Source organism: Allobosea sp. 05T438, from assembly GCF_056396025.1.
Genome location: NZ_JBFTKQ010000019.1, coordinates 1 through 20,502, shown reverse-complemented (window position 1 = coordinate 20,502; position 20,502 = coordinate 1). Strand labels below are relative to the sequence as shown.

Annotated in this window: 23 protein-coding genes; 8 read left to right on the top strand and 15 right to left on the bottom strand. The window is 66.3% G+C overall.

All coding sequences use genetic code 11. The features are described 5' to 3' along the window. Positions 1–26: 26 nt before the first annotated feature. The 3 genes from AC1DIN_RS25155 to clpS are packed head-to-tail and all read right to left on the bottom strand — an operon-like array spanning position 27 to position 3,237. Positions 27–266 carry a hypothetical protein gene (locus tag AC1DIN_RS25155; RefSeq protein WP_476811726.1) on the bottom strand — a complete coding sequence of 80 codons (240 nt, stop codon included), beginning with the start codon at positions 264–266 and terminating at the stop codon, positions 27–29. Between the two features lie 55 nt (positions 267–321). After that, on the bottom strand, positions 322–2,850 hold the full coding sequence (gene clpA, locus AC1DIN_RS25150) for an ATP-dependent Clp protease ATP-binding subunit ClpA (protein WP_476767222.1): 2,529 nt from the start codon (positions 2,848–2,850) through the stop codon (positions 322–324). A 45-nt stretch (positions 2,851–2,895) separates the two neighbouring features. After that, positions 2,896–3,237 (bottom strand): ATP-dependent Clp protease adapter ClpS, encoded by a 342-nt coding sequence (clpS, locus tag AC1DIN_RS25145; protein WP_441470385.1) that lies wholly within the window; start codon positions 3,235–3,237, stop codon positions 2,896–2,898. Positions 3,238–3,813: 576 nt separating this feature from the next. Between clpS and kdsA the strand changes: the two genes are divergently transcribed. Together kdsA and AC1DIN_RS25135 are read left to right on the top strand one after the other, a co-directional pair. Continuing rightward, complete coding sequence (kdsA, locus tag AC1DIN_RS25140) at positions 3,814–4,683, top strand: 3-deoxy-8-phosphooctulonate synthase (protein WP_476811725.1); 870 nt, start codon at positions 3,814–3,816, stop codon at positions 4,681–4,683. Continuing rightward, positions 4,676–5,872, top strand: coding sequence for an MFS transporter (locus AC1DIN_RS25135; protein ID WP_441470387.1), 1,197 nt, complete (start codon positions 4,676–4,678; stop codon positions 5,870–5,872). The genes kdsA and AC1DIN_RS25135 overlap by 8 nt, the downstream gene beginning before the upstream one ends. Positions 5,873–6,075: 203 nt before the next feature. Here the strand turns inward: AC1DIN_RS25135 and queF are convergent, their stop codons facing one another. Further along, on the bottom strand, positions 6,076–6,531 hold the full coding sequence (gene queF / locus AC1DIN_RS25130; RefSeq protein ID WP_441470388.1) for a preQ(1) synthase: 456 nt from the start codon (positions 6,529–6,531) through the stop codon (positions 6,076–6,078). A 268-nt stretch (positions 6,532–6,799) separates the two neighbouring features. Here queF and AC1DIN_RS25125 point away from each other — a divergent pair, with 268 nt between their 5' ends. Further along, positions 6,800–6,994 (top strand): hypothetical protein, encoded by a 195-nt coding sequence (locus AC1DIN_RS25125; protein ID WP_441470389.1) that lies wholly within the window; start codon positions 6,800–6,802, stop codon positions 6,992–6,994. Between the two features lie 14 nt (positions 6,995–7,008). Here AC1DIN_RS25125 and AC1DIN_RS25120 read toward each other — a convergent pair whose 3' ends face one another. Continuing rightward, positions 7,009–7,134, bottom strand: a complete 126-nt coding sequence (locus AC1DIN_RS25120) for a hypothetical protein (protein ID WP_441470390.1) — start codon at positions 7,132–7,134, stop codon at positions 7,009–7,011. Positions 7,135–7,338: 204 nt separating this feature from the next. On the opposite strand from AC1DIN_RS25120, the gene eno reads away from it, so the two are divergent. Next, positions 7,339–8,622: a phosphopyruvate hydratase gene (eno, locus tag AC1DIN_RS25115; protein WP_441470391.1), complete on the top strand. Its 1,284-nt coding sequence runs from the start codon at positions 7,339–7,341 to the stop codon at positions 8,620–8,622. A 21-nt stretch (positions 8,623–8,643) separates the two neighbouring features. Here the strand turns inward: eno and AC1DIN_RS25110 are convergent, their stop codons facing one another. Beyond that, positions 8,644–9,300 (bottom strand): hypothetical protein, encoded by a 657-nt coding sequence (locus tag AC1DIN_RS25110; protein WP_441470392.1) that lies wholly within the window; start codon positions 9,298–9,300, stop codon positions 8,644–8,646. 171 nt (positions 9,301–9,471) lie between these two features. Between AC1DIN_RS25110 and AC1DIN_RS25105 the strand changes: the two genes are divergently transcribed. Beyond that, positions 9,472–10,428 (top strand): DMT family transporter, encoded by a 957-nt coding sequence (locus tag AC1DIN_RS25105; RefSeq protein WP_476811724.1) that lies wholly within the window; start codon positions 9,472–9,474, stop codon positions 10,426–10,428. Here AC1DIN_RS25105 and AC1DIN_RS25100 read toward each other — a convergent pair. The 3 genes from AC1DIN_RS25100 to AC1DIN_RS25090 all read right to left on the bottom strand — a co-directional run bounded on the left by AC1DIN_RS25100 (position 10,372) and on the right by AC1DIN_RS25090 (position 12,859). After that, a complete protein-coding gene (locus AC1DIN_RS25100) occupies positions 10,372–11,157 on the bottom strand; it encodes a hypothetical protein (RefSeq protein WP_476811723.1) in 786 nt (261 codons plus the stop codon). The genes AC1DIN_RS25105 and AC1DIN_RS25100 overlap by 57 nt on opposite strands. Then, positions 11,154–12,317, bottom strand: a complete 1,164-nt coding sequence (gene tgt, locus AC1DIN_RS25095) for a tRNA guanosine(34) transglycosylase Tgt (RefSeq protein WP_476811722.1) — start codon at positions 12,315–12,317, stop codon at positions 11,154–11,156. The genes AC1DIN_RS25100 and tgt overlap by 4 nt, the downstream gene beginning before the upstream one ends. Positions 12,318–12,502: 185 nt before the next feature. After that, positions 12,503–12,859 (bottom strand): ArsC family reductase, encoded by a 357-nt coding sequence (locus AC1DIN_RS25090; protein ID WP_476811721.1) that lies wholly within the window; start codon positions 12,857–12,859, stop codon positions 12,503–12,505. A gap of 125 nt (positions 12,860–12,984) precedes the next feature. On the opposite strand from AC1DIN_RS25090, the gene AC1DIN_RS25085 reads away from it, so the two are divergent. Continuing rightward, positions 12,985–13,575 (top strand): phosphoribosyltransferase family protein, encoded by a 591-nt coding sequence (locus tag AC1DIN_RS25085; protein ID WP_441470397.1) that lies wholly within the window; start codon positions 12,985–12,987, stop codon positions 13,573–13,575. Positions 13,576–13,589: 14 nt separating this feature from the next. Here the strand turns inward: AC1DIN_RS25085 and AC1DIN_RS25080 are convergent, their stop codons facing one another. From AC1DIN_RS25080 to AC1DIN_RS25065, 4 genes are all read right to left on the bottom strand, one after another. Further along, positions 13,590–14,294 carry a glutathione S-transferase N-terminal domain-containing protein gene (locus AC1DIN_RS25080; RefSeq protein WP_441470398.1) on the bottom strand — a complete coding sequence of 235 codons (705 nt, stop codon included), beginning with the start codon at positions 14,292–14,294 and terminating at the stop codon, positions 13,590–13,592. A 114-nt stretch (positions 14,295–14,408) separates the two neighbouring features. Beyond that, positions 14,409–14,600, bottom strand: a complete 192-nt coding sequence (locus tag AC1DIN_RS25075; protein WP_476811720.1) for a hypothetical protein — start codon at positions 14,598–14,600, stop codon at positions 14,409–14,411. An 83-nt stretch (positions 14,601–14,683) separates the two neighbouring features. Further along, positions 14,684–16,252: a glutamine-hydrolyzing GMP synthase gene (gene guaA, locus AC1DIN_RS25070; RefSeq protein ID WP_441470400.1), complete on the bottom strand. Its 1,569-nt coding sequence runs from the start codon at positions 16,250–16,252 to the stop codon at positions 14,684–14,686. 45 nt (positions 16,253–16,297) lie between these two features. After that, positions 16,298–17,596 carry an RsmB/NOP family class I SAM-dependent RNA methyltransferase gene (locus AC1DIN_RS25065; RefSeq protein ID WP_476811719.1) on the bottom strand — a complete coding sequence of 433 codons (1,299 nt, stop codon included), beginning with the start codon at positions 17,594–17,596 and terminating at the stop codon, positions 16,298–16,300. A 183-nt stretch (positions 17,597–17,779) separates the two neighbouring features. Between AC1DIN_RS25065 and AC1DIN_RS25060 the strand changes: the two genes are divergently transcribed. Together AC1DIN_RS25060 and AC1DIN_RS25055 are read left to right on the top strand one after the other, a co-directional pair. Next, positions 17,780–17,920, top strand: a complete 141-nt coding sequence (locus AC1DIN_RS25060; protein ID WP_441470402.1) for a hypothetical protein — start codon at positions 17,780–17,782, stop codon at positions 17,918–17,920. Positions 17,921–18,088: 168 nt separating this feature from the next. Beyond that, positions 18,089–19,249, top strand: a complete 1,161-nt coding sequence (locus AC1DIN_RS25055; RefSeq protein WP_476811718.1) for a glycerophosphodiester phosphodiesterase — start codon at positions 18,089–18,091, stop codon at positions 19,247–19,249. A gap of 112 nt (positions 19,250–19,361) precedes the next feature. On the opposite strand, the gene AC1DIN_RS25050 is transcribed toward AC1DIN_RS25055, so the two are convergent. Together AC1DIN_RS25050 and AC1DIN_RS25045 are read right to left on the bottom strand one after the other, a co-directional pair. Beyond that, positions 19,362–19,640: a PepSY domain-containing protein gene (locus tag AC1DIN_RS25050; protein WP_441470404.1), complete on the bottom strand. Its 279-nt coding sequence runs from the start codon at positions 19,638–19,640 to the stop codon at positions 19,362–19,364. 166 nt (positions 19,641–19,806) lie between these two features. Further along, on the bottom strand, positions 19,807–20,502 hold a 696-nt coding region (locus AC1DIN_RS25045; protein ID WP_476811717.1), incomplete at its 5' end, for an amino acid ABC transporter ATP-binding protein.

Here is a 20,502-nt window from a genome sequence, read left to right as displayed (position 1 = left end):
TGCACTCCCTGCAAGGCCGCGGGTGCTCAGCCCTTGCCGCCCTTCATCGCCATGGTGACGAGCTCATTAGCGAAGTCGATCAGCTCTTTGGGTATGCCGCCGACCGCCTGGACGCCGAGATAGATCAGATAGATGAAGGCCGGCACCAGAATCCAGCCCAGCACCTCCTCGAAGATCTTGCGGCGGCGGCGGCGGCGGTCGCGCTTCTCGAACCAGCCCAGTTTTTCCTTGGGCGGGCGCTGCGGCGCGGGAGCCGGCGTGGGCATTATGCCCTCGCCGGTTTCGGCGAGGGCTGCTTTCTTGCGTCGGAACAACACGTTCTCAGGCCTTCGTCAGCGGTACTTTCGGAACAGTACGGACTGTGCGTCCGGATGTCTTCGGCGGATTGCCGGTGTCGTCATCCGGGCCAGAGCCCCCCTTGGGAGCCTTGCGGGGCGGCATCTTCGTGGTCTTGTCGCCGCCGACAGCCTTGGCGCGCGGCTTTGTCGCTCGCTTGGCCGTCGCGGTCGCGACGTCCTTCTCCGGCTTGGGCTTGGCCGGGCCGTCGGGGAATTCGAGCCCGAGCACCTTGATGCCGGTCTCGGACTGGACCACCACGACCCTGACGGCGCCACCGTTCTTGAGCCGGCCGAACAGAACTTCATCGGCAAGCGGCGTCTTGATCGTCTGCTGGATGAGCCGGGCCATCGGCCGGGCGCCCATCGCCTCGTCATAGCCGTTCTCGACCAGCCATTCGCGCGCCTCGTCCGAGAGCTCGATGGTGACGTTGCGGTCGGCGAGCTGGGCCTCGAGCTGGAGCACGAACTTGTCGACCACGCGGGCGACCACGCTCTTCGGCAGATGGCTGAAGGAGATGGTGGCGTCGAGACGGTTGCGGAACTCCGGCGCGAACAGCTTGTTGATCGCCTCGGTGTCGTCACCCTCGCGCTTCTGGCGCGTGAAGCCGTAGGCGTTGCGGGCCATGTCGGCGGCTCCGGCATTGGTGGTCATGATCAGGATGACGTTCCTGAAATCGACCTGCTTGCCGTTGTTGTCGGTCAGCTTGCCGTGGTCCATCACCTGCAGGAGGATGTTGAACAGGTCGGGATGGGCCTTCTCGATCTCGTCGAGCAGCAGCACGCTGTGCGGATGCTGGTCGATCTGATCGGTCAGCAGGCCGCCCTGATCGAAGCCGACATAGCCGGGAGGCGCGCCGATCAGCCGCGAGACGGTGTGGCGTTCCATGTATTCCGACATGTCGAAGCGGATCAGCTCGACACCCAGCGAGGAAGCGAGCTGGCGCGCCACCTCGGTCTTGCCGACGCCGGTCGGGCCGGCGAAGAGGTAGCAGCCGATCGGCTTCTCGCCATCGCGCAAGCCGGCGCGGGCGAGCTTGATCGCAGAGGACAGCGCCTCGATCGCCTTCTCCTGCCCATAGACCGAGCGCTTCAGCGTCTGCTCGAGATTGCGCAGCACCTCGGCATCGTCCTTCGAGACGGTCTTGGCCGGGATGCGCGCCATGGTCGAAACCGCGACCTCGACCTCCTTCACGCCGATGACCTTCTTGCGCTTGCCTTCGGGCAGCAGCATCTGCGAGGCCCCGGTCTCGTCGATGACGTCGATCGCCTTGTCCGGCAGCTTGCGGTCATGGATGTAGCGCGCCGAGAGCTCCACCGCGGCCTTGATGGCGTCGCTTGTGTAGCGCAGCTTGTGGAACTCCTCGAAATAGGGCTTGAGGCCCTTGAGGATCTCGATCGTGTCCGGGATCGACGGCTCGTTGACGTCGATCTTCTGGAAGCGGCGCACCAGCGCCCGGTCCTTCTCGAAATACTGGCGGTATTCCTTGTAGGTGGTCGAGCCGATGCAGCGCAGCGTGCCGGAGGCCAGTGCCGGCTTGAGCAGGTTCGAGGCGTCCATCGCACCGCCCGAGGTCGCACCGGCGCCGATCACCGTGTGGATCTCGTCGATGAACATGATCGCCTTGGGGTGCTGCTCGATCTCCTTCATCACCTGCTTGAGGCGCTCCTCGAAGTCGCCGCGATAGCGTGTGCCGGCGAGCAGCGTGCCCATGTCGAGCGAGAAGACGGTCGCGTCCTTGAGCACCTCGGGGACTTCCCCGCGGGTGATCTTCAGGGCCAGGCCCTCGGCAATCGCCGTCTTGCCGACGCCGGGGTCGCCGACCAGGAGCGGATTGTTCTTCTGGCGGCGGCAGAGGATCTGGATCGTGCGCTGCACCTCGGCCTCGCGTCCGATCAGCGGATCGATCCGCCCGTCCTTCGCTTTCCGATTCAGGTTGACGCAATAAGCCTCTAGCGCGCTTTCCTTTTTCTTCTTGTCCTTGTCCTCGGTGTTGCCCTGCTCGGAACGCTGCTCGCGCTGGGGCTCGCTCTCCTCCTCGGAGCCGCGCACCGGGCGGCTCTCGGTCGCGCCGGGGCGCTTGGCGATGCCGTGGCTGATGTAATTGACCGCGTCGTAGCGGGTCATGTCCTGCTCCTGCAGGAAATAGGCGGCGTGGCTCTCGCGCTCGGCGAACATGGCGACGAGCACATTGGCGCCGGTCACTTCCTCGCGGCCGGAAGACTGGACATGAATGACGGCGCGCTGGATCACGCGCTGGAAGCCGGCGGTCGGCTTGGAATCGTCGCGCCCGTCAGTGACGAGATTCGTCAGCTCGGCGTCGATGTAGTCGACGAGATTGCGCCTGAGCAGGTCGAGGTCGACGCTGCAGGCGCGCATCACGGCGGCCGCGTCCTGATCGTCGACCAGGGCGAGCAGGAGATGTTCGAGGGTGGCGTATTCGTGACGGCGCTCATTGGCGAGAGCCAGAGCCCGGTGAAGCGCCTGTTCGAGACTGCGCGAGAAACTCGGCAAGGGAGCGCTCCTATCTGTTTCCGGAAGGTGAGGTCTGACCCAAGGCTACTTCTTCTCCATCACGCATTGCAGCGGGTGCATATGCTTGCGCGCCAGATCCATGACGAGCGTAACCTTGGTCTCGGCGACTTCGTAGGTGAAGACACCGCATTCGCCGACGCCGTTCTGATGCACATGCATCATGATCCGCGTGGCTTCGGCGCGGTCCTTGTTGAAGAACCGCTCCAGAACGTGAACGACGAACTCCATCGGAGTGTAGTCGTCGTTCAGCAGCAGGACACGATAGAGATTGGGCTTACGCGTCCGCGTGCGGGTCAACACCGCAGTGCCGGTGCCTTCCTTGCTGCCGTCGGCCGGTGGGCCGGCACGCCGCGGGCGATCAGCCATGGCCTCCGCGCCCGCGCCCCCCGGCAGGCGCGAGGTCGGTTCGGCTCGCATTGCTGTGCCCTGACCTGCCTGCATCACTTGCGCCCCGCCATGCCTATCGCATTCCAATCCAAATCGATCCTGCGTTTCCCACCCGAGATAGTGCTTCGCCTACGAATTTACAGACCTCTCTCCTGCTTCGCCAGTCCGTTCCCGCCAGCTACACGCAACTCTTCGCGACATGGCTGCCAACCGCCTGCCGCGGCTTGACCCGGCCCGGCCCGGCCAGACATAGAGGCTGCCAGGGATCATGGACAGGATTTGGGCGTCGGCGATTTTTGCCCGAGGGCCAGGAGCCTGGCGCGGGCAAGCCTTCCAGCTTACCCGCGACGGGCGACGCCGCGATCGGACAAAAGCGACACGCCGGTGCGCGGTGAGGTGGAACAGGGCGACTGCAGCGTCGCGTGGCTTGCCGATAGCAATGATATCGGCTGCGCGACGCTCCTGGCATTCGACCTGCTTGACCGGCCCAAACCCTGTCCATGATCCCTGGCAGCCTCTAAGCCTCTCGCGGGCCCGCTGGACAAGGACACCACCATGACACCCAACGCCGTCGTCACCATCGGCGAGGAACTCGCCAGGCCCGTGCGTTTCGGCAATGCCTTGCCGCTCGCGCTGATCGCCGGCCCCTGCCAGATGGAAAGCCGCGACCATGCGCTCGAATGCGCGCTGGCGCTGAAGGAAATCGCGGTCGCTCTCAACATCGGACTGGTGTTCAAGGCCTCCTTCGACAAGGCGAACCGGACCAGCGTCAGAGGCACCCGCGGCATGGGCCTGAAAACCGCCCTGCCCGTCTTCGCCGAGATCCGCGAGCGCACCGGAATGCCGGTCCTGACCGATGTGCACGACGCGGGCCAATGCGCTCCTGTCGCCGAGGTCGTCGACGTGCTGCAGATTCCCGCCTTCCTCTGCCGCCAGACCGATCTGCTCGTCGCGGCGGCCCAGACCGGCCGGGTCGTCAACGTCAAGAAAGGTCAGTTCCTGGCGCCCTGGGATATGGTCAACGTCGCCGCGAAGGTGACCGAGAGCGGCAACCCGAACGTCATGCTGACCGAACGCGGTGTCTCCTTCGGCTACAACACGCTGGTTTCGGATATGCGCGCCCTGCCGACCATGGCCGAGATCGGCGCGCCGGTGATCTTCGACGCCACCCATTCCGTGCAGCAGCCGGGCGGCAAGGGCGCCTCCACGGGCGGCCAGCGCGAGTTTGTGCCGGTGCTGTCGCGGGCAGCCGTCGCCGTCGGGGTCGCCGGACTCTTCATCGAGACCCATCCCGATCCCGATCGCGCACCGTCCGACGGCCCGAACATGGTGCCCCTCTCCGAATTCCAGGATCTGATCGCCGAACTGCAGGGCTTCGACCGACTGGCCAAGAACCGCCAGGCGCCAGCCGTCGCCTATGTCTAAACCCGCGCAGGCGTCCAAATCCGATCTGGGCGCCCTGATCCCGATCCTGGGGCTCTGCGGCTTCGCCTCCACCTTCACCATGCGGCTGATCGACCCGCTGGTCCCGACCCTCGCGGGCGAGTTCGGCCAGAGCGTCCACCAGATCGCCTTCGTAGCGACCGCCTTCTCCAGCTGCTACGCCCTGGGCCAGCCCTTCCTTGGTCCCATCGCCGACTCGGTCGGCAAGCTGCGCAGCATCTCGACCTGCCTCGCCGCGCTCTGCGTGCTCTCGATACTCGCGGCCTTCGCCACCAGCTTCGGCGCCCTCCTCGTACTGCGTGCGGCGGGCGGCGCGATGGCGGGCGGCGTCATTCCTGCTGCGATGGCCGCCATAGGCGACCGTGCGCCGATGGCGGAGCGGCAGATCATGCTCGGCCGCTTCCTGGTGATCATGATCATCGGGCAGATGGCCGGCGCCACCTTCTCCGGGCTCGTTGCCGACTATATCGGCTGGCGTGCCGTGCTCGTCATTGCAGGCGTGCTCGCCGGCGGCGGCGCGCTCCTGGTGCGGGTCGTGCTGAAACCGCGGCCGGACGCCGCGCGTGCGCCGCTCAGCCTCGCGGGCGCGATCACGAGCTACAAGGCGGTCTTCGCCAATCCGCGCAGCAAGCTGCTTTATCTGCTCGTCCTGCTGGAAGGATCGCTCGTCTTCGGATTGTCGCCTTTCATCGCCGCCATCCTGCACGAGCGGTCGGGCACCAGCTCTTCACAGGCCGGCCTTGCCATCGGCGCAATGGGTCTCGGCGGGCTCGTCTACGGCGTGCTGACGCGCATCCTGGTCGAACGGGTCGGGCCACGGCAGATGATGCGCTATGGCGGCCTCGCGGTGGCGCTGGCCTATTTCGCCTTCACCGTGCCCGCGCCGTGGTGGACGGCCATCGGCGTATTCCTGCTGACCGGCTTCGGCTTCTTCCTGCTCCACGGCACGTTCCAGGCGCAGGCGACGGAGCTCGCGCCGACGGCGCGCGGCTCGGCGATGGCGCTGTTCGCCTGTTTCTTCTTCATGGGGCACGCGACCGGGCCGCTGGTCATGGGTGCATTGCTGAATCTGCTCGGGACTCAGCATGCACTGATCGTCTTCGGCATCGGGATCGGTGTGCTCGGGCTCCTCACGCCGCGCCTGCTGCCGCCGCTCGGCTCGCGGAGCTGAACAGAGCCCGCCGCCCGAACGGAATTTCGCCGCTGATCGCGCGGAGCCCCTTCTCCTGCATCGAAGTCGGCCGTTGTCGACTTCGACACATCAAATGCTGATCTCGGGCCGGCCCGTGATCATTTGGAGTCGCAGGCCCTTCGCCGAGCAAGCTGCGCTATCCCCGCCGCAGCCGTCCGAGCCTCGCTCTCGCGCCCGGTGCCTCAGCGTCCGCGATAGGGCGCGACGCCCTGATCCGGCAGCCAGAGGCCCTTCGGCGGCTCGCCGGTCTGCCAGAACACGTCGATCGGAATGCCCCCGCGCGGATACCAGTAGCCCCCGATGCGGAACCATTCCGGCTCGAGCAGATCGACCAGCGTCTTGCCGATCGAGACGGTGCAATCCTCGTGGAAGGCGCCGTGATTGCGGAACGCGCCGAGATAGAGCTTCAGAGACTTCGACTCCACCAGCCACTGGCCCGGCAGATAGTCGATGACGAGGATGCCGAAATCAGGCTGTCCCGTCACCGGGCAGATCGAGGTGAATTCCGGGCAGGTGAAGCGCGCGAGATAGCGCGTGCCGGCATGGGGGTTGGGCACGCGGTCGAGTCGCGCTTCCTCGGGCGAGGTGGGCAACGGGCCGCTCTGGCCGAGCTGCAAGGTCGAGGCGTCGATGGCCATGGAAGATGCTCCTCAAGTTTGCCGGAGCCTGTAGCTCATCTTCCGCGAAGGGGGAAAGCCGCGAATGCCACGCGCTCGCCATCGTCGGACGCTACGAGCGCGCATCGACGCCCAAAGCTCATGCCTGCTTCAACTCGATCAATATTTATCGAGTTTCCACACGCTTCCTTGGTTCGACGGAAGCCAGACTATAGCCCCAAAGTAACTATTCGGCACCGATCAATACAATTCTATGATAATTGCAGGCATATTGTTTCTGGTCGGGTTCTTGATCGGTCTCTCGCACGGATATCCGGCGATCGTGCTCGCCAGCGCGATCATGACCTTTGTTGCCTTCCCCCTCTGGCTGGTTCGGGGGGAGCTCGGCCTGTTCAGTATCCTCGTCTGGATCGGCTATCTCTTTGCGCTGCAGAGCGGCTTCATGCTCGGCACCTATCTCGGCATGTCGAACGACGAGAGTTAGATCTCCCGGCTGTCCTACCAGAACCAGATCGGCCGCCCGGCGAAGGCGCACAGCCCGGCCCACCACAGGATCGTCAGACCGCACCAGAACAGGACAGCAAGCAAGGAGGGTCGGTGGCGGCCCGTAAGATTCTGGAACATGTTCGTTTCTCGAAGGAAAGCTGGACGGCGTTCGTCCGGCTCTCCCGCAACCTGCGAGCCAGCAGCGAGGTCGGTCCGCGCGGCTTTGCCACCCACGACCGAACATCGATGGCTCGAAGCGCCCGGATGCGGATCGGGGCTTTCGCGACGGCAGGCTGTTGGCTAGAAGCGCCTCACCCTTCCTCGTCCTCTCCGGAGCCTGCCATGACCGCGATCATCGACATCATCGGACGCCAGATCCTCGATTCCCGCGGCAACCCGACGGTCGAGGTCGATGTCGTGCTCGAAGACGGCTCGATGGGCCGCGCCGCCGTCCCTTCCGGCGCCTCGACCGGCGCGCATGAGGCGGTCGAGCTGCGCGACGGCGACAAAAGCCGCTATCTCGGCAAGGGCGTGCTCAAGGCCGTGGAGTCGGTGAACATCGCTATCGCGGAGGCGATCGTCGCGATGGACGCCGAAGACCAGACCGCCATCGACCAGACGATGATCGAGCTCGACGGCACGCCCAACAAGGCGAAGCTCGGCGCCAACGCCATCCTCGGCGTCTCGCTTGCCGTCGCCAAGGCTGCGGCGGAAGCCTCGGGCCTGCCGCTCTACCGCTATGTCGGCGGCACCTCGGCCCGCGTCCTGCCCGTGCCGATGATGAACATCGTCAATGGCGGCGCCCATGCCGACAACCCGATCGACTTCCAGGAATTCATGATCATGCCGGTCGGCGCGGAGTCCTTCGCCGAAGGCCTGCGCATGGGCTCGGAGATCTTCCACACGCTGAAGAAGAAGCTGCACGACGCCGGCCACAACACCAATGTCGGCGACGAGGGCGGCTTCGCCCCCAACATCAAGTCGGCGGAAGCCGCACTCGATTTCGTGATGCAGGCGATCGAGAGCGCCGGCTATCGGCCCGGCGAGGACATCGCGCTGGCCCTCGACTGCGCCGCGACCGAGTTCTTCAAGGACGGCGCCTATGTCTATGAGGGCGAGCGCAAGACGCGCGACCCCAAGGCGCAGGCCAAGTACCTCGCCAAGCTCGTCGGCAACTACCCGATCGTCTCGATCGAGGACGGCATGTCGGAGGATGACTGGGAGGGCTGGAAGGCGCTGACCGACCTCGTCGGCGCCAAGTGCCAGCTCGTCGGCGACGATCTGTTCGTCACCAATGTCGAGCGCCTGTCACAGGGCATCAAGGGCAAGACGGCCAACTCGATCCTGGTCAAGGTGAACCAGATCGGCTCGCTGACCGAGACGCTGGCCGCCGTCGAGATGGCGCAGCGCGCCGGCTACACCGCCGTGATGTCGCATCGCTCGGGCGAGACCGAGGATTCGACGATTGCCGACCTCGCGGTCGCGACCAATTGCGGGCAGATCAAGACCGGCTCGCTCGCCCGCTCCGACCGGACGGCGAAGTACAACCAGCTACTGCGCATCGAGGAGGAGCTGGGCGCGCAGGCGATCTATGCCGGCCGCGCAGCGCTGAAGGCACTGGCCTGATCGAGGCCTCGGCTGCCGCGCTCACCAGCGCGGCAGCAGGCTCGTTGCCTGGGAGAGCCCCCAGACACCGGCCGCCTGCACGCTGCCGGCGGCGCCCGATACTGCGTCGGAGACTTTGGTCGCCGGCGCCACGACGAAGCGGCTCCAGGAATCGTCGCGGGACTCCTCGCCCCCCTGTGCCATTTCGATTGCCGTCGCCGCGGCCGGAGGCAGGATCACGAGCGGGGTTGCGACGACGACGTTGCGCTCTGGCGGTGAAGCGGTTCGCCGCGCCGGGGGCGAATGTCTCGCCTTGCCCGGCGTTTCCAGCCGCGGCTTGCCGAGCTCCGCGAATTGCGGTGGGGCCCATTCGTCGCCCTCCGGCCAGCTCACCGACATCGGCATCGCCAGGGCGGCCGGCGTAACCTGCTGATTGGCCGCGAGACCCTCGTTCGCAGCAAGGTCAGACCCATCGAGCCGATCGGCGATCTTGCCGTCCCGGAGCAGCGCGAGTTTCGGCAGCGCCGCCTGCTCGACCCGCGCATGCGCGGCCCTATGGCGCGGCACGGCGCCGGACAGCAGGCCGGGAAGCGTCGCGACCACCGCTGTCGCTGTGGCGATGCCCAATGACAGTAGGAGATGGTGGCCGAGGCGGCTCGCCATGGCAGCAGGCCTGGGGGAATAGCGGTTGCCGGGCATCGGCGATCACTCCGGTGGCTGGCCGATCTTGATATCGCAGTGCAAGGAAACCGGCGCGTCACGGCGCCAGCGGGGCCGAAACGCGGCGCAATTGCGGTCCGTCGCCGCAGGCGCAGGTGCCATGCACAGCGGCCGGTAACGGCACCGCAGCAATCCACGCTATGCCGGCGCATGGATCAGCGCGTCGTCAGCCTTCCTGCGCCTCACGACAAGGAGCGCCGCCGGCGCAGGCTGGCTGTAGCCGGGATGCTGCTCAGCGTCCTGATCTTCGGCTCGAACTTCGCCATCAGCCGCCATGCCGTGCTGCACGGCATCACGCCTTACGATCTGCTGGCACTCCGCTTCGCCACGGCCGGCCTCCTGCTGCTGCCGCTTTTCCTGCGGCCCGGCCTCGCCAGCTGCGGCGGCGTCGGCTGGGGGCGCGGGTTGCTGCTGACACTGTCGAGCGGCTTCCCCATGACCTTCCTGATGCTGATGGGATTGACCCTCGCACCGGCGGCGCATGGCGCCACGATCGGACCGGGCACCGTGACGCTCATCGGTATCGTCGGCTCGATCGTGCTGTTCGGCGCGGTGCTCACACGCAATCTCGTGATCGGCATCTGCGGCGTGCTCGCCGGTCTGGCCTGTCTCGCCATCGCCGGCTCGAGCGGCTCGAGCGCCGGCACGCTGCGAGGAGACCTGATGTTCCTCGGCGTCGGCCTGCTCTGGGGCTTCTATCCGCTGATGATCCAGCTCTGGAAGGTCGATGGCCTGCGCGCCGCAGCTATCGTCTCGGTACTGTCGCTGGTGTGGCTGCCGATCTACGCCCTGTTCTTCTTCCGCGGCTTCGACATCGCACCATGGTGGCTGCTGTCGCTGCATGCGCTCTACCAGGGCGTGGCCAATGTCATTATCGGCCTGTGGATCTGGGGCTGGGCGGCGCATGTCCTGGGGCCGGCGGTCGTCGGCCGCTTCCCGCCCCTGATCCCTGTCACCGGCACATTGCTAGCGATCCCGGTGCTGGGCGAGATCCCCTCCTCGCTGCAGCTCGCCGGCATCATGCTGATCATCGCCGGGCTGTTCGTCGCCTCATGGCGCAAGCCGGCGCGCAAGGCCGGTCAGGGCCAGATTCCAGCCGACCGATAAGGCGAGCCCCATGGCGAGCGCCGTCCACGAGCCGAACGGCACCGCCATCCAATGCACGACGGCAAGCCCAAGCCCCGTGCCCAGCAGCCCGAGAGCCCCGCTGCCGATCACCGCTGCGGTGGCCTTCCCGCCGATGCGGGGATGCAGGATCACAATCAGGCTCGACAGGACGATCGGCAGACCGGCAAGGACACCCGACCAGAGCGGCCCGACCCGATCGCTCGCGGTTGTGACGATTCCCGCCAGCACCGCGACGCAGCCTGCCCGGATCGGAATGGCATAGCGCGAAAGTGCGGCGGGGGCGGCCGTGCGCACGGAGAGATAAGGCCGCACGAGCATATGCACGACACCGAAGGCAAGGATGGTCAGGACCGTGAGCGGCAGCGCCGGCAGTGCCAGGCTGCGCACGCCGGCCAGCACGAGAACCCAGACGGCCGCGGCGGCCACGAGCGAGGGCAGCATCGTCAGGCGCTGGGCCAAAAGCACATAGCTCAGGATGAAGGCGGAATGGGTGAGATTGGCGTTCATCGTGCCCAGCGCACTGGCGGCAATGAAAGCGGCGTCGTGATCGAGCGCAAGGAAGACAAGCACCGGCCCGAGCGAGATCGGCAGCGTCGCGATCATCGCCGCGACCAGAGGCCCCGTGCGCTCGGCCAGAACGGAACAGCCGACCACCACCGAGGCAGCGATCGCCATCTTGATCGGTAGAAGAGCCAGCCCTGCGCTCAAGCCGTCTCGCCCCTGGCCCAGCCTTCCTTGGTCTCGGCGATGAAATCGGCGAGGCGCCCGGCCGCAATGGCGGCGCGCAGGCCTGCCATCAGATCCTGGTAATAGGCGAGGTTGACCCAGGTCAGCAGCATCTTGCCGAGCATCTCCTCGGCCTTGACGAGATGATGCAGATAAGCGCGCGACCAGCTGTTCGCCGCAGGGCAGGAGGATTGCTCGTCGATCGGCCGCGGATCCTCGGCGTGCTTGGCGTTCTTGAGGTTCATCCGGCCGAAGCGGGTGAAGATCTGGCCGTGGCGGCCGGCGCGGGTCGGCATCACGCAATCGAACATGTCGATGCCGCGCGCCACCGCTTGGACGATGTCGTCCGGCGTGCCGACGCCCATGAGGTAGCGTGGCTTTTCCTGCGGCAGATGCGGCTCGACCGTCTCGATCATCGCCAGCATGATTTCCTGCGGCTCGCCGACCGCGAGACCGCCGACGGCGTAGCCCTTGAGGTCCATCGCGGCGAGCTCGCGCGCGCTCTCGATGCGCAGATGCGGTACCGCCCCGCCCTGCACGATGCCGAACAGCGCCCGTCCGGGATGGTTGCCGAAGGCCGCCTTGCAGCGCTCGGCCCAGCGCAGCGACAGGCGCATCGCCTTCTCCGCCACTTTGTCCTCGCAGGGCAGCGCGACGCATTCGTCGAGCTGCATGACGATGTCGGAGCCGAGCAGATTCTGGATCTCGACCGAGCGCTCGGGCGTAAGGACGTGCTTCGAGCCGTCGATATGCGACTGGAAGGTGACCCCCTCCTCCGTCAGCTTCCTGAGCTGCGACAGCGACATCACCTGGAAGCCGCCGGAGTCGGTCAGGATCGGATGCGGCCAGTTCATGAACTTGTGCAGCCCGCCGAGCCTGGCGACGCGCTCGGCGCCGGGACGGAGCATCAGGTGATAGGTGTTGCCGAGCACGACATCGGCGCCGAGCGCCCTCACCTGCTCGGGATACATGCCCTTCACGGTTGCGGCGGTGCCGACCGGCATGAAGGCGGGCGTGCGGATGACACCGCGCGGCATGCTGATCGCGCCGGTGCGGGCGGCGCCGTCGCGGGCGGCGACATGGAAGGCGAAGTCGGTTGTCGCGGCGGTCTGGGGCTGCGCGAGTTCGGGCTGTGCGTTCATGCGCTGCGAGGTAGAGCAGCACGCGCCTTTAGGGAAGAGGCGCGCGCGCTGGATGGGCGTTCGCCGCCGTCATGCTCGAGCTTGCCCCGAGCATCTCGGGACTAGAGGGCTCTTGAGCCTCATTCGACAGGAGATGCTCGGGTCGGCGCCGGGCGCCGCCCGAGAATGACGGCAGTCGCCCAGGCTCAGCCCTTCGCCAGCGCCGCCTCGTAGATTTCGGGCTTGAAGCCGACGACCGTCCTGCCCCTGCCGAGATCGAGCACCGGGCGCTTGATCATCGAGGGCTGGGCGAGCATCAGCGCGATGGCCTTGGCCGCATCGAGCCCCTGCTTCTCGGCGTCGGGAAGCGCACGGAAGGTCGTGCCGGCGCGGTTGAGCACCGTCTCCCAGCCATGCTCCTTCACCCAGCGCTCGAGCGAGGCCTTGTCGATACCACTCGCCTTGTAGTCGTGGAACGCGTAGGTCGCGCCATGGCCGTCGAGCCAGCTGCGCGCCTTCTTCATCGTGTCGCAGTTCTTGATGCCGTAGATGGTGATCGTCATGCCTTCGCCCGGACTGTGTGGAATGTCGCAGCATCCGCCACCCAGCTGTCATCCGGGTTTGTCAGCAAGACTGCAAACAGGCATGACATGGCGGATGACATCGTCGGATGCAGGCAGGAGATAGCATGGATATCGTCTCGGCCTCAGCGCAGAAAACGCCGGCGCCACCTGCTTTTCCCCATCGCCGCTGGAAGGACCACCCGGTCGTCGGCGTCGACTTTCCCGATGCCACGACCTTCACCTGCGACGGCCGCTGGATGCAAACTGCCTGCGAAGCCCTGGCGGCCCATCTTGATGAGGAAACCGACCTTCTTGCCGGAATCGACGTCGGCGGCCTCGGCTTTGCGGGCGCGCTGGCATTCAGAAACGGCCTCGGCTTCATCGATATCCGCAAGGTCGGTTCGATCCGCGCGGACGTCGTCCGCAGTCTCGCGGCCAATTACGAGCTCGGCAATGGCGTCGCCCTGTCGAAGGGCCATCGGCTCGACGGACGTCATGTCGCCATCATCGACGACTGCCTGATCACGGGCGGCATCGCGCTGGCGACGGCGCAGCTGCTTCGCCGACTTGGCGCACACTGCACGCATGCGCTCTTCGTCTTCGAACTCGACGGGCTGGGAGGCCGCGAACGACTTGCCCAGGGCGGCATCTCCGTGCACGCCCTGGAAAGACTGGCACCGGTTCAGCCCGTGCCCTCCCCCAGCGACATGCCCTGAGGGAGTGCCGGCATTCAGGGGCGCTTCGGGATGTCGAGGCCGCGCTGCACCGCGGGGCGCGACAGGCAGCGCTCCAGCCAGATCGGCACATGCGTCAGCGTGGAATAGTCAACGAGTTCGCCTGCCCCGTAGAAGCCGACGAGATTGCGCACCCAGCCGAGGATCGCGATGTCGGCGATGGTGAATTCGTCACCCATGATCCAGGTGCGGCTCGCCAGCCGCTCCTCCAACACGGCGAGCAGGCGCTTGCTCTCGCTGGCGTAGCGGTCGCGCGGGCGCTTGTCCTCGTATTCGCGGCCGGCGAACTTGTGGAAGAAGCCGAGCTGGCCGAACATCGGGCCGATCGCCGCCATCTGGAAGAACACCCACTGGATGGTCTCGTAGCGCGCGGCCGGATCCTTCGGCAGCAGCTTGCCGGTCTTCTCGGCGAGATAGAGCAGGATCGCGCCCGACTCCCACAGGCCCAGCGGCTTTCCATCCGGCCCGTTCGGATCGATGATCGCGGGAATCTTGCCGTTCGGGTTGAGCGAGAGGAATTCCGGGCCCCAGGTCTCGTTCTTGCCGATGTCGATGAGGTGGGGCTCGTAAGGCAGTTCCAGTTCCTCCAGCGCGATCGACACCTTCACGCCGTTCGGCGTCGGCAGCGAATAGAGCTGGATGCGGTCGGGATGGCTGGCGGGCCAGCGCTTGCTGATCGGGAAAGCGGAGAGATCGGCCATAGGGTGCTCCGGTTGAATCGGAAGAGCTTCGGCGCCGGACGATAAAGCCGCGCGCGCCCAAAGCAACGGGGCGCGCCTCCCGTCGTCGCAAGGCGGGCTTGCGATGATGCATGATCACGGGTTGGCCGAGGGCGAACGGCCGAGGATTTCGTACGGTTCGCGGGGAACGCTGCGGATCAGCACGAAATCCTTCACCGTCCAGCTCAACGGCCGCACGCGAAACGCCAGCATGCGATAGCGGTCGTAGAGCAATGTCAGATGGAGCCTGCGCGCAAGCCGCTTGCCGCGAAAACCACCTGCCCTCATTTCCCCATCCAGGGCGAGCGACGGGCAGCGCCGTCAGGGCGATATACGCTCATGGCCGATGACGCGGCCGTGAGCGCCCGCGCTCACTCCCACTCGATCGTGCCGGGCGGCTTCGAAGTCACGTCGTAGACGACGCGGTTGATGCCCTTGACCTCGTTGATGATGCGGGTCGCGGCGCGGCCAAGGAAGTTCATGTCGAAGGGATAGAAATCCGCGGTCATGCCGTCGACCGAGGTCACGGCGCGCAGCGCGCAGACATGATCGTAGGTGCGGTAGTCGCCCATCACGCCGACGGTGCGCACCGGCAACAGCACGGCGAAGGCCTGCCAGATCACGTCGTAGAGACCGGCCTTGCGGATCTCGTCGAGATAGATCGCATCCGCCTTGCGCAGGATGTCGAGCTTCTCCTTGGTGATCTCGCCGGGGCAGCGGATGGCGAGGCCGGGCCCCGGGAAGGGATGCCGGCCGACGAAGGCCTCGGGCAGGCCGAGCTCGCGGCCGAGCACGCGGACCTCGTCCTTGAACAGCTCGCGCAGCGGCTCGACGAGCTTCATCTTCATGCGCTCGGGCAGACCGCCGACATTGTGGTGGCTCTTGATCGTCACCGAGGGGCCGCCGGAGAAGGAGACGCTCTCGATCACGTCGGGATAGAGCGTGCCCTGCGCCAGGAAATCGGCGCCGCCGAGCTTGGCCGCCTCTGCGTCGAAGACGTCGATGAAGAGCCGGCCGATGGTCTTGCGCTTGGCCTCGGGATCGGCACCGCACTTGGCAAGCTCGGAGAGGAACAGCTCCTCGGCCTCAACATGGACCAGCGGGATGTTGTAGTGATCCCGGAACAGGCGAACCACCTCTTCGGCCTCGTTCATCCGCATCAAGCCGTGGTCGACGAAGACGCAGGTGAGCTGATCGCCGATCGCCTCGTGGATCAGCACGGCCGCAACAGCCGAGTCGACGCCGCCGGAAAGGCCGCAGATGACGCGGCCGGTGCCGACCTGCTCGCGGATCTTCTTCTGCATCTCGGCGCGATAGGCCGACATGCTCCAGTCCGGCTTGCAGCCGCAGATCTCAACGACGAAGTTGCGCAGCAGCTTGCCGCCATCCGGGGTGTGGACCACCTCGGGGTGGAACATCGTGGTGTAGAAGCGCCTGATCTCGTCGCTCGCCACCGCGAAGGGCGCGTTCTCCGAGGTCGCCTTGACCGAGAAGCCCTGCGGCAGCTCAGTGACGCGGTCGCCATGGCTCATCCAGACCGGGTAGCGGGAGCCCTTCTCCCAGACACCGGCGAAGAGCGCCGAAGGAGCAAGGATTTCGACATCGGCACGGCCGAACTCGGCGGCGTGCCCGCCCTCGACCTTGCCGCCGAGCTGATGCGCCATGGTCTGCTGGCCGTAGCAGATACCCATCAGCGGGATATCAGCCGTGAAGACCGCCTCGGGCGCGCGCGGGCTGCCCTCGTCCGGCACCGAGGCCGGGCCACCCGAGAAGATCACGCCCTTGGGCTTCAGCCGCCCGAACGCCTCATCCGCAGACTGGAACGGGGCGATCTCGCAATAGACGCCGATCTCGCGGATGCGCCGCGCGATCAGCTGCGTCACCTGCGAGCCGAAATCGATGATGAGGATGGAGTCGTGATGGGGCTGAGCGCTCGTCATCGCGTCCCGTTAATGGATCGCGCGGGCGTGCGCAACGGCCGCGTCTCAATCCCCCCGCTGGAGGCAAGCCAGATAGAACCCGTCCGTGCCGGCGCGCAGCGGCGAGAGCTGCAGGCCGAATTCCGTGGCGAAGCGGGCGAGCAGGGAGAAGTCGCTTTCCGCGCCCTTGAGCACGTCGATCGGTGCGACCAGAGCAAAGCCGGGATGGCGGCCGAGGAAGGCGCGGATGGCCTCGTCATTCTCGTCCGGCAGCATGGAGCAGGTGATGTAGGCGATACGCCCACCGGGGCGCACCAGCTTGGCGGCGCGGGCCAGCACCTCGGCCTGGTCTTTGATCCGCTCGGCGAGCGCGCCGGGGCGCACGCGCCATTTCGCATCGGGATTGCGCCGCCAGGTGCCGGAACCGGTGCAGGGCGCATCGACGAGCACCAGATCGGCGTGGCCGGCAACATCCGCCAGCGGCTCGTGGCCGCGCGAGCGTGGGATGCGCACCTCGACGATACCAGCGCCCGAGCGCGCCACGCGGTCGTGCAACGGCGCGAGCCGCCGGCTGTCGAGATCGGTCGCATAGAGGCTCCCGCGGTTCGCCATCAGCGCGGCGAGCGCCAGCGTCTTGCCCCCTGCCCCGGCGCAGAGATCGATGACGGTCTGGCCCGGCCGGGCGCCGGCGAGCAATGTCACCAGTTGCGAGCCTTCGTCCTGAACCTCGAACGCGCCGGCAAAGAAGCCGGGCTCCGTCTGCAGCGAAGGGCCGCGCCCGTCATGACCCGGCTGGAAACGCAGCGCATCGGGCGACCAGGCGCCGGTCTCGGGCTGATGGTGAGCGAGATCCTTGAGCACGGCGTCGCGGGTGGCCTTCAGGCGGTTGACGCGCAGATCGATCGGCGCACGGGCGGCCAGTGCCTGCCCTTCCGCCATCGCCGCCTCGCCGAAGCCGCGTTCGAATGAGGGCCAGAGCCATTCGGGCACATCGGCCCGCACCCAGTCGGGCGCGCCCTCGTCAGAAAAGGCGGTCAGAAGCGCGGTCTCATCGGCGGTGAGCGGCGCAGGGGCGTGGTTCTCGCCCGAAAACAGCGCGGCGATCTCGTCCAGCGGCAGGCCTCGCAGCCCCGCGAGCATGCCGAGAACCAGCGCGCGCGGCTCCTCGGAAGCCATGGCGTAGCCGGCGGACGCCTTGCGCCGCAGCGCATCATAGACGAGCGAGGCGATGGCCGCGCGGTCCTTCGAGCCGGCGAAGCGGCGGGACAGCCCCCAATCCTTCAGCGCATCGGCTGCCGGGCGGCGGCGCTCGATGATGTCCTGCAGCACCTCGATGGCGGMGCTGATCCGGGCGGCTGGCGTCATGGTGTTTCAATCCTGGCACGGACGGCTCGGGCCCGGCGCCGCAAGGCGGTGAGTGAGGTGTGCTTCGACCAATTCGAACATGACGCCGAGGCATGGTGGCCCATGCGGCATGCACTTGACGCGGTCGTTTCACAAGCGGAAACACGATGCAACCGCATGTCGCGGCCACCGGGATATTCGCACATGAAAAGCGCCAGCCGCATCGTCATTCTGAGCCTTGTCGCCTTCGGCCTTGCCGCTTGCGCAACCCAGCCGCAGCCGGAATTCACGCCGCCGCCCTCCAAGCGCCTCGACGCGAAAACCACGCTCGAAAACCGCCGCTGACAGCGAGCGCACGCAGGATCGCCCGCGCCCTCGACCGGGGTCGCGGGCTTTTTTTGGGGTATCGCATCGCGCGTCAGCCTTTGCTCACGATCCGACGTATTCTTTTCATGGGCCTGTCACATCGCCCGACCTAAGTTCGCGCGCATTTCCGCGAGCCGGGGTCAAACCATGAAAAAAACGCTGCTTCTCTCGACATCGCTTCTCGCCGCACTGGCCATGCAGCCACTGGCGGCCCTCGCCCAGCAGGTGTCCCCCTCGACCGCCCGCAAGCCGCTGATCATCGCCCATCGCGGCGCCAGCGGCTACATGCCCGAGCACACGATCGAGGGCTACAAGCTCGCTATCGAGATGGGCGCGGACTTCATCGAGCCCGACCTGGTGTCGACGAAGGACGGCGTCCTGGTCGTGCGGCACGAGCCGATGCTGAGCGGCACCACCGACGTCGCCGACCGGCCGGAATTCGCCAATCGCAAGACGACGCGCAAGGTCGATGGCATCGACACCACCGACTGGTTCGCCAATGATTTCACCCTGGCGGAGATCAAGACCCTGCGGGCCAAGCAGGCCTTCGCCGATCGCGACCAGTCGCACAACGGCAAGTACCAGATCCCGGCCTTCCAGGAGGTGATCGACCTTGCCAAGTCGGAAAGCGCCCGCACCGGCCGCACCATCGGCATCTACCCGGAAACCAAGCACCCGACCTATCACACCGCGCTCGGCCTCGCCTTCGAGGACAAGCTCCTCGACATGCTCAAGGCTGCCGGCTGGACCGAGAAGACCTCGCCGGTGTTCATCCAGAGCTTCGAGACCGGCAATCTGAAGTACCTGCGCAAGAAGACGCAGTTGCGCCTCATCCAGCTTGTCGACGGCGACKACGTCGACAAGGACGGCAAGGTTACGCTCGTGGCCCCGTTCGACCGTCCCTATGACTTCGCGGTGCTCGGCGACAAGCGGACGTTCCAGGACATGCTCTCCGCCGAAGGGCTCAAGGAGATCGCGACCTATGCCGACGGCGTCGGCCCCTGGAAGCCCTACATCATGGCTGCCAAGCAGACGATCGGCGCTGACGGCAAGCCGCAGGACCTCAACGGCGACGGCGCCATCGACGAGCGCGACCGCACGCTGATCGCGCCGACGAACGTGGTCAAGGATGCCCATGCCGCCGGCCTTCTCGTCCATACCTGGACCTTCCGCAGCGAGCCGAAGCGGCTGGCCTCGGACTTCAAGGGTGACGCCGCGGCCGAGTACAAGGCCTTCTTTGCGCTCGGCATCGACGGCCTGTTCTCGGACTTCTCGGATCAGGCCGTGAAGGCGCGCGACGCGAAGTAAGCTTCCAACCGGGCAAGGCTAACGGCCGGATAAACCAAGGCCCGCGGCGTCTCCCGCCGCGGGCCTTGGTCGTCAACGGGCTTCTCGCCCGCTCCCCTTCAAATCAGATTGGTCAATCGCAGACGCGGGTCGTGCGCCGCACCACGCCGCGCGGCGTCTCCCGCTCGGTCGTGACCGTGCGGCAATCGTCGCCGCGGTAATAGTTGGCGCGTCGCCATTCGCGCTCGCGCCTTTGCTCGTAGCGCTCCTGACGCATCTCGCGATCGATCGCCCGCTCATGCGGCGTACGGGGGTCGACGCTCACGCCGCCCGGACCAATGTTGATCGACTGAGCATAGGCACCGCCGCTCGCCAGAAGAGCAAGAGCTATGACTGGGACAAAACGTTTCATCACGTATCCTCCGTTTGCGCCATCAACGCACCGGACGAGGACTCGTTCCGTAGAGGGTTTCGCCTACACCTGAAGATGCTTTGCGCTTCCTTGTGATTCGCTCGTTAGACGAAAAAGCGCGCCGGCAAAGCCGACGCGCTTCCATCGCTCACCGAGCTGTTCTTTGTCAGTGCAGGATCTGGGAGAGGAAGAGCTTGGTGCGCTCGTGCTGCGGGTTCTTGAAGAACTCGTTGGGGGTGTTCATCTCGACGATCTGGCCGGCGTCCATGAAGATGACGCGGTCGGCGACCTGGCGGGCGAAGCCCATCTCGTGGGTGACGCAGAGCATGGTCATGCCCTCCTCCGCCAGCGAGACCATGGTGTCGAGCACTTCCTTGACCATCTCGGGGTCGAGCGCCGAGGTCGGCTCATCGAACAGCATGATCTTCGGGCTCATGCACAGCGAGCGGGCGATCGCGACGCGCTGCTGCTGGCCGCCCGAGAGCTGGCCCGGATACTTCGCCGCCTGCTCCGGGATCTTGACGCGCTTGAGATAGTGCATTGCGATCTCCTCGGCGTCCTTCTTGGGCATCTTGCGCACCCAGATCGGCGCCAGCGTCAGGTTCTCGAGGATCGTCAGATGCGGGAACAGGTTGAAGTGCTGGAACACCATGCCGACRTCGCGGCGGATCTCGTCGATCTTCTTGAGRTCGTTGGTGAGCTCCGTGCCRTCRACGATGATCTGGCCCTTCTGGTGCTCCTCGAGCCGGTTGATGCAGCGGATCATCGTCGACTTGCCCGAACCGGACGGGCCGCAGATGACCAGCTTCTCGCCGCGCTGAACCTTGAGGTTGATGTCCCGCAACACGTGGAACTCGCCGTA